Annotated in this window: 7 protein-coding genes and 3 tRNA genes; 4 read left to right on the top strand and 6 right to left on the bottom strand. The window is 69.6% G+C overall.

What is annotated here, in order from left to right; all coding sequences use genetic code 11:
- Positions 1-170 precede the first annotated feature (170 nt).
- The 3 genes from FFS20_RS06990 to FFS20_RS06980 all read right to left on the bottom strand — a co-directional run bounded on the left by FFS20_RS06990 (position 171) and on the right by FFS20_RS06980 (position 498).
- Positions 171-246, bottom strand: a tRNA-Phe gene (locus tag FFS20_RS06990).
- Positions 247-314: 68 nt separating this feature from the next.
- A tRNA-Asp gene (locus tag FFS20_RS06985) sits at positions 315-388 on the bottom strand.
- A 37-nt stretch (positions 389-425) separates the two neighbouring features.
- Positions 426-498, bottom strand: a tRNA-Glu gene (locus tag FFS20_RS06980).
- Between the two features lie 166 nt (positions 499-664).
- Between FFS20_RS06980 and FFS20_RS06975 the strand changes: the two genes are divergently transcribed.
- Positions 665-1,012: a metallopeptidase family protein gene (locus FFS20_RS06975; protein ID WP_137825195.1), complete on the top strand. Its 348-nt coding sequence runs from the start codon at positions 665-667 to the stop codon at positions 1,010-1,012.
- Between the two features lie 243 nt (positions 1,013-1,255).
- On the top strand, positions 1,256-1,762 hold the full coding sequence (ybaK, locus tag FFS20_RS06970) for a Cys-tRNA(Pro) deacylase (RefSeq protein ID WP_137825194.1): 507 nt from the start codon (positions 1,256-1,258) through the stop codon (positions 1,760-1,762).
- Positions 1,763-1,811: 49 nt separating this feature from the next.
- Here the strand turns inward: ybaK and FFS20_RS06965 are convergent, their stop codons facing one another.
- Complete coding sequence (locus FFS20_RS06965) at positions 1,812-2,423, bottom strand: YigZ family protein (RefSeq protein ID WP_137825193.1); 612 nt, start codon at positions 2,421-2,423, stop codon at positions 1,812-1,814.
- Between the two features lie 119 nt (positions 2,424-2,542).
- Between FFS20_RS06965 and FFS20_RS06960 the strand changes: the two genes are divergently transcribed.
- Positions 2,543-3,907, top strand: a complete 1,365-nt coding sequence (locus FFS20_RS06960) for an aspartate aminotransferase family protein (protein ID WP_137825192.1) — start codon at positions 2,543-2,545, stop codon at positions 3,905-3,907.
- 1 nt (position 3,908) lies between these two features.
- On the opposite strand, the gene FFS20_RS06955 is transcribed toward FFS20_RS06960, so the two are convergent.
- Both FFS20_RS06955 and FFS20_RS06950 read right to left on the bottom strand, forming a co-directional pair.
- Positions 3,909-5,540, bottom strand: a complete 1,632-nt coding sequence (locus FFS20_RS06955; protein WP_137825191.1) for an amidohydrolase — start codon at positions 5,538-5,540, stop codon at positions 3,909-3,911.
- Between the two features lie 60 nt (positions 5,541-5,600).
- Positions 5,601-7,316, bottom strand: a complete 1,716-nt coding sequence (locus tag FFS20_RS06950) for a thiamine pyrophosphate-dependent enzyme (protein ID WP_137825190.1) — start codon at positions 7,314-7,316, stop codon at positions 5,601-5,603.
- Positions 7,317-7,431: 115 nt separating this feature from the next.
- On the opposite strand from FFS20_RS06950, the gene FFS20_RS06945 reads away from it, so the two are divergent.
- Positions 7,432-10,281: a beta-eliminating lyase-related protein gene (locus FFS20_RS06945; protein ID WP_137825189.1), complete on the top strand. Its 2,850-nt coding sequence runs from the start codon at positions 7,432-7,434 to the stop codon at positions 10,279-10,281.
- Positions 10,282-10,300: the final 19 nt, after the last annotated feature.

Genomic DNA, 10,300 nt, shown 5'->3' with positions numbered 1-10,300 from the left:
CGGGATTCAGTATCGAGGATGGCAACGGGATCCAGAAAGGCTGGGGCGGCAGATCCCGATAAGGACCAGTGTCGACACGCCCTGGCTGTACACACATTTTGGCCTATAACCCCAGCCGCACGCCCCTGAGACACAGAAGAACCCCGCGGAATCCGCGGGGTTCTTCGTGGTGGTGGCTCCGACCGGCGTCGATCCGGTGACCTTTCGATTTTCAGTCGAACGCTCTACCAACTGAGCTACAGAGCCTGGCCGCCGACATACGCAAGTATGCCGAGAGAAACTAAGGCTCTTCCGAAGAAGAGCCTTATGCTCCGCGACCCTGACGGGACTCGAACCCGCGACCTCCGCCGTGACAGGGCGGCGCGCTAACCAACTGCGCCACAGGGCCTTGCTGTTGTGGTGACAGACCTTTCGATCCTACACCGTACCCCCAACGGGATTCGAACCCGTGTCGCCGCCGTGAAAGGGCGGTGTCCTAGGCCTCTAGACGATGGGGGCCTAGTTTGCTCTCGGATTCCCCGTGGGCAACGACGTTAAGCTTATCCCAACCTTTTTGGAGAATGCAAAACAGATCGCGGTGTCCTCCGTCACAGACTCCCGGCCCCGTTCGCGGGCCTCACGCACCCGGATTCCCGTGTCAGATCCGACCGTTAGGATCGGGGCCATGGAGCAGCTGAGCGACGAGGAATTCGATGCCATCCTCGAGGAGGCGGTCGAATCGCTGCCTGCCGGAGTCACCGACGAACTCGACAACGTCGCCCTCTTCGTCGAGGACCGTCCCGAGGACGGCAGCCGCACCCTGCTCGGCCTCTATCACGGGATCCCGATCGGCGAGCGCGGCCAGAGCGGACTCGAGATGCCGGACACGATCTTCCTCTACCGCGACAACCTCATCGCCTTCGCCCGGGACCGCGACGACCTCCGCGAGCAGCTCGTCATCACGATCGTCCACGAGATCGCCCACTTCTACGGCATCGACGACGACCGGCTCCACGAAATCGGTTGGGGGTGAGGCCGGCTGACAAGGTGCCCGAACGCGATGATCCCGTGTGAGCTGGACGAAGGTTCGCTACCGGCAAGTTCGGTTTGCCTTCATTGATTGGCGCTGGGCTTGACGGTTCGCCTATTGTGGGCGGGTACCTAATCAGTAACCGATACAACATTCCGTCCGTATCGAGCTGGGAAGAGCGCGAGGCTCCGGCAGTCGCGCTCTGCGTCTCCCTCTCGACCCGCGGGCAGGAGGCACGACCCCCTTATGACAGTTGCATCTGCATCCAAATCGGCCAGCGCGGCTACCCCGGCCGTTCGCGTTCTCAACCTCGCGGGCATCGACTACAGCCTGCACAGCTTCGAGCACGACCCCGCCACCCGGCGCTACGGCTCGGAAGCCGCTGACAAGCTCGGCGTCGGGTCCGACCAGGTATTCAAGACCCTGATGATCCAGGTCGACGGCGCCCCCGTCACCGCTCTCGTCCCCGTCTCGGGCCAGCTCGACCTCAAGGCCCTCGCCTCGGCGCGCAGCGCGAAGAAGGCTCAGTTGGCCGGGGTCGCGGAGACCGAGCGCCGCACCGGCTACCCGGTCGGCGGCGTCTCCCCGTTCGGGCAGCGCCACGCCGTGCCCGTCGTCATCGACCGCACCGTGCTCGAGCACGCCTCGGTCTTCGTCTCAGCCGGCCGCCGCGGCCTCGAGATCGAGATCCGACCCGAGGACCTCGTCATGCTCACGAACGCGCAGGTCGCGAAGATCGCCGCGCTCGACTGAGCAGAACCACCGCGCTCAGCCGCTGAGCAGAACCACCGAGGCGACAGCCTCACACCCACTCCACGTCGCCGACCTCCGGCTGGGCCCGCCCCGCTGTGAGGTCGGCGAACATCGTCAGGGCCGGATCCACCTCGGCGACGGGGACGAGGACGTCGAGCGTCACCGCCGCGCCGTACTCCGCCCGCACCGACCATCCGCGGACTCCTGCCGCGCGCTCGAGGGCGTTCGCCTGCGCGTAGTCGACGGTCGCCCGCACGGGCACGAGCTCCTGCTTCGTGATGATCGATGCCTCATCGACCGCCGCCGAGGCGGCCTGCCCGTAGGCGCGCACGAGCCCGCCCGCACCGAGCAGGGTTCCCCCGAAGTACCGGGTGACGACGGCGAGGACGTACGTGAGGTCGTGGCCGGCGAGGACGTCGAGGATCGGGGCGCCCGCCGTGCCCGCCGGCTCCCCGTCATCGCTGAAGCGCTGCGTGCGCGCATCGGGATCGAGGATGAACGCCGTGCAGTGGTGGCGGGCCTTCGGATGCTCCGCGCGGCGGGCGGCGATGATCTCCCGCGCCTGCGCCTCGGTCTCCACCGGGGCGATGAGGCCGAGGAATCGGGACCTCCTGATCTCGATCTCGGCTGCGGCGGGGCGCGCGATCGTCCGGTAGGGCATGAGGTTCACTGTAGTCTGCGGACCTGGCCTCCCAGTGCTCTACCCTTGAGCGTAGGCGCCGCCGAGGCTGCGCCGCGTGCCTCGGTCAGGGGCCGGGACGAGCGCGAGAGGTGACGATCATGGAGCAGTTCAGCGACGCGGAGCTCGCGGAGATCAGGGACGAATCCGCCCGGGCCTACGACCTCGACCGGGCCCACGTCTTCCATTCGTGGTCGGCTCAGAGGACGCTCGACCCGATGACCGTCTCCCGCGCGGCGGGCTCGTACATCTATGACGGCGAGGGCCGGCCGCTGCTCGACTTCTCCTCCCAGCTCGTCAACACGAACATCGGCCACCAGCATCCCAAGGTCGTCGCCGCGATCAAGGACCAGGCCGATCTGCTCTGCACGATCAGTCCCGCCTACGCCAACGCCGCCCGGTCGGAGGCCGCCCGCCTCATCACCGAGCGCGCCCCGGCCGGCCTCGACCACGTCTTCTTCACCAACGGCGGGGCCGACGCCAACGAGCACGCGATCCGCATGGCCCGCCTCCACACCGGCAGGCACAAGGTCCTCTCCCGCTACCGCTCCTACCACGGGGGCACGCAGACGGCGATCAACGTCACCGGCGATCCGCGGCGGTGGCGGAACGACCTCGGCGATTCCGGTGTCGTCCACTTCTTCGGGCCCTTCCTCTACCGCTCCGAGTTCGCCGCGACCACCGAGGCGGAGGAGACCGAGCGCGCCCTGCGCCACCTCGAGCGCACGATCGAACTCGAGGGCCCGTCGACGATCGCCGCGATCGTCCTCGAATCGATCCCCGGCACCGCGGGCATCATGATCCCGAGCCCGGAGTACATGCAGGGCGTGCGGGCGCTCGCCGACGCCCACGACATCGTCCTCATCGCCGACGAGGTGATGGCCGGCTTCGGCCGCACCGGCCGGTGGTTCGCCTTCGAGCACTTCGACATCGTCCCCGACATCATCACCTTCGCCAAGGGCGTCAACTCCGGGTACGTCCCGCTCGGCGGCGTCATCATGGACGATGCCATCTACGACACCTTCGCCGAGGTGGCCTATCCCGGAGGTCTGACGTACTCCGGGCATCCGCTCGCGTGCGCGGCCGCGGTCGCGACGATCGACGCGATGGAGAACGAGGGCATGGTCGCCCACGCCGCCCGGATCGGCGAGGAGATCATCGGACCCCGTCTGCGGCAGATCGCGGAGAGCTCGAAGCACGTCGGCGAGGTCCGCGGGACCGGGGCGTTCTGGGCGATCGAACTCGTCTGGGACAAGGAGACGAAGGAGCCGCTGGCCCCCTACGGCGGCGGCTCACCCGAGGTCGCCTCGGTGCTCGCCGCCCTCAAGGAGCACGGCCTCGTCGCGTTCAGCAACTACCACCGCATCCACGTCGTCCCGCCGATTAACATCAGCGAGGACGACCTCGAGAAGGGCCTCGGCATCCTCGAGACGGTCCTCACCGACCTCGACTTCCCGCCCCGCTGAGCTACCGGGCGTCGTGGGTGAATGCGCCGCCGAGGACGGTCGCGCGGACGGGGATGCCGGCGATCTCGTCGGGGGCCACCTCGGCGGGATGGGCGTCGAGGGCGACGAAGTCGGCGAGCTTCCCCCGGGTCAGCGTGCCCTTGTCCGCGCCCTGCCCCGAGGCGACGGCGGCGACCGAGGTGTAGGCGGCGACCGCCTCGGCGGGGGTGAGCCGCTCGCTCGCCGCGCCCATGACGTCACCGTCCCGGGTCGCGCGGGTGACGAAGGCCTCGATGCCGCGCAGCGCCGTGCCGTCGGCGCACGGGCGATCCGAGCTGCCGGGCAGCAGGACCCCGGCGTCGACGAACGACTTCGCCCGGTAGAGCAGGCGGCGGCGCTCGGGTCCGAGCGACCGGTTCATCCCATCGCCGATCGCCTCGGCGAACGCGGCCTGCGGGGTCACCGCGATGCCGTGCTCGGCGAGCGTCGCCAGGTGCTCGTCGTGGACGAGTCCCGCGTGTTCGATGCGGTTGGGCACCGCCCGCCTGCCGTGGCGAGTCTGGGCTTCGACGATGTTCGCGATCGCCGCATCGACGGCGGCGTCGCCGATCGCGTGGACGGCCAGCGACCACCCGGAGGCGTACGTGTCGAGGATCTGGCGGCGCAGCGCCTCGGCGTCGGCCTGGAGATACCCGCGATGATCACGGCCCGCGTAGTTCTCCCGCAGGGCGGCGGTCTCCCCGCTCATCGCCCCGTCCATGAAGAACTTCACCGGGCCGATGCTGATGAGGTCGTCGCCGAGGCCGGTGCGCAGTCCCGCGTCGAGGCCGATGCCGAAGCCGTCGGCCGGGTTCGCGGCGATCGCGTGGAGGCCGTCAGCCTGCGGCATCAGCTGCGCCCGGGCCCGCAGCCTCCCCTCCTCGCGCGCCCGCAGGTACGCGGAGATCTCGATGGGGGAGTGGCCGATCCAGCCGTAGGCGATGCCGCATTCGCCGAACGAGGTGATGCCCTCCTTCGCGTACTGTGTCGTCGCGAGATCGAGGGCCTCGACGATCGTGTCGAGCGAGTACGGGCGGATGAGGTCCTGGACGAGGCCCTGCGCGGTCTCCTCGACGAGTCCCGTCGGGTGGCCGGCGGCGTCGCGGACGACCTTCCCGCCGACCGGGTCGGTGAAGCCTCGGTCGAGGATGCCGGCCCGGCGCATCGCCTCGGTGTTGACGATCGCCGCATGTCCCGAGGTCTGGCGCATGAATAGGGGTCGGCTGCCGGTGATCGCATCGAGGCGGGCCAGCTCCGGGTACTGCCCGTCGTAGTCGCGGTGGGCGAAGCCGGTCGCCTCGATCCACTCGCCCTCGGGCGTCGTCGCCGCCGCCTGCTCGAGTGCCGCGTAGACGTCGGGCAGGCCCCCCGGCATCGCCGTGACGTCGACGGAGGCGAGCGTGAGGCCGAACCACGTCGTGTGGCAGTGGACGTCGTTGAAGCCCGGCAGCACGGTCGCCCCGCCGAGCGATTCGACGCGGTCGGCGGTGACGCCGTCGAGTTCCTCATCGACGCCGACGATCCGACCGGCGAAGACCCCGATCTTCGTCGCGCGGGGCCGGGCGGGGTCGAGGGTGTGGGCGTCGAGATCCGTGAAGATCGCGTCGATTCTCATGGGGCTGCCTTCGTCGTGGACGTCGCTGTCACCGGTGACCCGGTCATCTCGAGTCTGCCATCACAGGCGGGCGCCGCGGATCGCGGGGTCGGTGACGCAGTGGACGAGCGCCGGGCCCCGGTGGTCCAGCGCGGCGGCGAAGGCCTCGCGGAAGTCCGCGGTCCGCTCGACCCTGATGCCGAGTCCGCCGAACGCCGTGGCCATCGCCGCGAAGTCGGGGTTGTCCAGTGCGGTGCCCGTCGCCCGGCCCGGGTAGTCGCGGTCCTGGTGGCCGCGGATCGTGCCGTAGACGGAGTTGTCGTTGACGACGATCGTGAGGTCGATCCCGTACTGGGCGGCCGTCGCGAGCTCCTGGCCGTTCATGAGGAAGTCCCCGTCCCCGGCGATGCAGAAGATCGTCCGGTCGGGGGCGACGAGTCCCGCGGCGACCGCGGCCGGCACCCCGAAGCCCATCGACCCGTTGCGCGGCCCGAGCGCCGAGGGGAAGGCGTGCGTGGGCAGGAAACGCGTCGCCCACCCGGAGAAGTTCCCCGCCCCGTAGGTGACGATCGCATCCTCGGGCAGCAGCTCCCTGACGTGGGTGAACGCCTCGTCCATGTCGACGAAGCCGGAGCCGGGGTCGGCGTCCGTCCCGGCCGGTGCGGGTCTCGGCACCCGCCATGCCTCGAATTCGGCGCGGGCCGCGGTGATCCACGCGGGGAGTTCGGGTGCGGCCGCGGCACCGGTCTTCCCGCCGGCGACCTCGTTGACCGCGCCGTCGGCGGTGACCGCGTAGTCCGGGGTCCCGTCCGCGGCGACGACCCGGGCGGCGAACCGGCTCACCGAGGTGACGATGTGCTCATCGAGGCGTCCGAAGTGCCCGTGCGCATCCGGGTCGGGGCCGATGACGATCGTCTTCTGCTCCGTGCCGAGGGTGAATCCGTCGGTGGCGACATCCGTGCGCACGCAGCCGAGGAAGATGTGGAGGTCGGCCTCGGCGAACACGCGCTGGGCCACCGGGGCAGCCCCGTACCCGAGGATGCCGAGGAAGTTCGGACTGTCGTGGTCGATCCCGTCGTAGGCGCGGAACGTGCCGAGCACCCCGAGGCCCCGGTCGGCGGACCAGCGGGCGATGCGCTCGGCGGTGGCCTGCGGCCAGTCCTCCCCGCCGATGATGAGGACGGGACGTTCGGCCTGGTCGATGCGGGCCCGCACCTCGGTGAGGTCGCCGTCGTCGGGGGCGGGCACCCCGACGGTCAGGGGCGGAATCGCCGAGGCGGTCGTGCGCCGGGTCAGCACCTCCTCGGGCAGGCCGACGACGACGGGACCCGGCCGGCCGGTGACCGCGGTGTGCAGCGCATCGGCGACCACCTCGGCGGCCTTGTCCGGATCATCGAGGACGAGGACCTTCTTCGTCGTCGAGCCGAACCACCCGCTGAGGTCGAACTCCTGGAAGGACTCCCGACCGCGGTGGGAGGTGGGGATGAGGCCGACGAAGACGACGAGCGGGGTCGCATCCTGGTGGGCGGTGTGGACGGCGGCCATGACGTTCGCGGCACCGGGACCGCGGGTGACCATCGCAACCCCCGGCACCCCGGTCATCCGCCCCTCGGCCACGGCCATGTACCCGGCCCCGCCCTCCTGGCGGCAGACGATCGGGGTGATGGGCGAATCGTGGAGTCCGTCGAGGACGTCGAGGTAGGACTCGCCCGGGACGAGGTAGGCGCGGCGGACGCCGTGGGCCTCGAGCTCGCGGACGATGAGGTGGCCGGCGGACAGCGACTCTGATGCATCCATTCCTCATGCTTATCACTCTTTCGTCTCAAGTGGGCACCGCGGTGGCGAAACGGGTGAGGGCAGGCCGTATGATCGTCAGCACAACGGATTTCGCACCACGCCAGGAGGCTCCAGCATGACCGGCATCGACTCCGACGATCTTCCGGGGCGGGCGATCTTCACGCCCGAACCGTCGGCTTCCGGAGGAGGTGCGCGAACGCCGCTGCGACCGGGGTTCCTCACGAGACCGGAGAAGGCGAAGCTCGAACGCGACCCGGGAATGCCGGCGAGCACGTGGCGGCTGCGCTCGGACGCGTGGGAGTACCTCAAGTACGCGATCAAGCGCCTCGTCATGAGCGGCGGGGACTTCTCGATGATCGCCGCCGACGGCGAGGTGTGGCGGTCCCTGCGGTCGCTGAAGACCATCGAGCTCTACTGGGGCGGGTTCGGGCAGCGCTACGTCGAGGAGATCGCCGAGCTCCTCTCCGACGGCGAGTTCGACCGGGCCCACGACATGATCACCCGCGCGGTCAACCGGCTGCGCGGGACGACGGTGCCTGACCTCCTCGAGGACGAACTCACCGAGGAGGAGCGCAATGAGCTGCGCGACCGGCAGGACCAGCGTCCCCGGTTCGAGGTCCTCATCGTCGACGAGACGACCGAGGGCGGGCGCGACGAACTCCACGCCGACCTGCTCAAGCTCCGCAGCCCCTCCGACCAGTTCATCTACGACTACGTCATCGTCCCCACCGCCGATGACGCCGTCGTCGCCGCGCTGACGAACCCCAACCTGCTCGCGTGCGTCATCCGGCCCGGGTTCACCGACCGCACCCGTGAGGTCCTCAGCCGCGACCTCCGCGATGCCGTGGCCTACGCCCACGAGGGGACGACGTCGTCGCCGACCGGGCCGATGAGCCCGCTCAACTCGGTGCGCCGGGTGCTGCGGCTGGCCGACACGCTCGCGGGCATCCGCCCCGAACTCGACCTCTACCTCATGGCCGGGGCGCACATCGAGAGCCTCGCCGGGGCGCTCACCCACCGCTTCCGTCGCGTCTTCCGCCGGGAGGACCAGTTCGAGCTCCACCTCTCGCTGCTCCGCCGCGTCCAGCACCTCTACGACACTCCGTTCTTCGCTGCGATCCAGGAGCATGCCCGGCGCCCCGCCGGGGTCTTCCACGCTCTGCCGGTCTCCCGCGGCGGATCGGTCGTCGGGTCGAAGTGGATCAGCGACTTCGTCGACTTCTACGGGCTCAACCTGCTGCTCGCTGAGACGAGCGCGACCTCGGGTGAGCTCGACTCCCTGCTCGCCCCGGTGCGCACCCTGAAGAAGGCGCAGTCCCTGGCCGCCCGCGCGTTCGGCGCGAAGCGCACGTACTTCGTGACGAACGGGACGTCGACGGCGAACAAGATCGTCCACCAGGCCGTTGTCGCCCCCGGCGAGGTCGTCATGGTCGACCGCAACTGCCACAAGTCCCATCACCATGCGCTCATGCTCACCGGGGCCCGGGCCGCCTACCTCGAGGCGTACCCGCTCAACGACTTCGCGTTCTACGGCGCGGTGCCGCTGTCGCGGATCAAGCAGCTCCTCCTCGACTACCGGGCCGCCGGTCGCCTCGACGAGGTGCGGATGATCACCCTGACGAACTGCACGTTCGACGGCATCGTCTACGACCCCGAGCGCGTGATGGCCGAGTGCCTCGCGATCAAACCCGATCTCGTCTTCCTCTGGGACGAGGCGTGGTTCGCGTTCGCCCGCTTCCATCCCGTCACCCGCAAGCGCACGGCCATGGTCGCCGCCGAGCGGCTCGATGAGAACCTGCGGACGAACGCCCACGACGCCGCGTACCGGGAGCAGCGGAAGCGGCTCTTCGACCCGGTCACCGGGGAGCCGGCGCCCGACGAGGTGTGGCTCAATGAGACCCTGCTCGCCCCGCCGGATGCGACGATCCGGGTGTACGCGACGCAGTCGACGCACAAGACCCTGACCGCGCTGCGGCAGGGGTCGATGATCCACGTCTACGACCAGGAGTTCGGGGCCGGCGCCGAGGAGGCCTTCCACGAGGCGTACATGACGCACACCTCGACGTCGCCGAACTATCAGATCCTCGCCTCTCTCGACCTCGGTCGGCGGCAGGTCGAGATGGAGGGCTTCGCGCTCGTCCAGAAGCAGCTCGACCTCGCTGTCAGCCTCGCCTCGGCGGTGGCCCGGCACCCGCTGCTGAAGAAGACGTTCCGGGTGCTCACCGCCAAGGACCTCATCCCCGCCGAATACCGGGAGACGACGCGGTCGATGCCGCTGCGCGACGGCCTCGGGACGTTCTGGCACGCGTGGACGACGGACGAGTTCGTCGTCGACCCGAGCCGGATCACCATCGAGATCACCGGCACCGGCGTCGACGGGGACACGTTCAAACACGAATACCTCATGGACCGCTACGGGATCCAGGTCAACAAGACGAGCCGGAACACCGTGCTCTTCATGACGAACATCGGCACCTCCCGGTCGGCCGTCGCCTATCTCATCGAGGTGCTCGTCAAGATCGCCGAGAAGTTCTCCGACCCGCACGCGCTCACCCGGGCGAATGCGGCGACGGAACTCGCCGTCGTGATGCCGCCGCTGCCCGACTTCAGCGCCTTCGCCCCGGAGTACGCCGCCGAGGTGCCGGCCGAGGACCCCGCGGCGCAGCTGCCCGACGGGGATCTGCGGTCCGCGTACTACGCGGGTCTGCGGCAGAAGTCGGTCGAGTACGTCCTCCCGCACGAACTGCGCCGTCGCGTCGATGCCGGGGAGACCCCCGTCTCGGCCGGGTTCGTCACCCCGTACCCGCCCGGCTTCCCGGTGCTCGTGCCCGGTCAGGTCATCACCGCCGAGGTGCTCGACTTCATGTCCGCGCTCGACACCCGGGAGATCCACGGCTACGACGCGCGCCTGGGCTACCGGGTCATCCTCGCAGAGGTCGCCGGAGAGTCGGAGACGACCGGCTGAAACCAGTGTGACTTGTGCC

The sequence above is a fragment of the Brevibacterium sp. 2SA genome (assembly GCF_005502845.1).
In the GTDB taxonomy this organism is placed as follows: Bacteria; Actinomycetota; Actinomycetes; order Actinomycetales; family Brevibacteriaceae; genus Brevibacterium.
The sequence above is the reverse complement of the archived record's forward strand: the minus strand, read 5'-3'. Positions and strand labels throughout refer to the sequence as shown.

Coding starts and splice junctions, on each gene's coding strand:
- ybaK (WP_137825194.1), top strand. CDS start 1,256: ATGACAGTTGCATCTGCATCCAAATCGGCCAGCGCGGCTACCCCGGCC.
- FFS20_RS06945 (WP_137825189.1), top strand. CDS start 7,432: ATGACCGGCATCGACTCCGACGATCTTCCGGGGCGGGCGATCTTCACG.
- FFS20_RS06975 (WP_137825195.1), top strand. CDS start 665: ATGGAGCAGCTGAGCGACGAGGAATTCGATGCCATCCTCGAGGAGGCG.
- FFS20_RS06955 (WP_137825191.1), bottom strand. CDS start 5,540: ATGAGAATCGACGCGATCTTCACGGATCTCGACGCCCACACCCTCGAC.
- FFS20_RS06965 (WP_137825193.1), bottom strand. CDS start 2,423: ATGCCCTACCGGACGATCGCGCGCCCCGCCGCAGCCGAGATCGAGATC.
- FFS20_RS06960 (WP_137825192.1), top strand. CDS start 2,543: ATGGAGCAGTTCAGCGACGCGGAGCTCGCGGAGATCAGGGACGAATCC.
- FFS20_RS06950 (WP_137825190.1), bottom strand. CDS start 7,316: ATGGATGCATCAGAGTCGCTGTCCGCCGGCCACCTCATCGTCCGCGAG.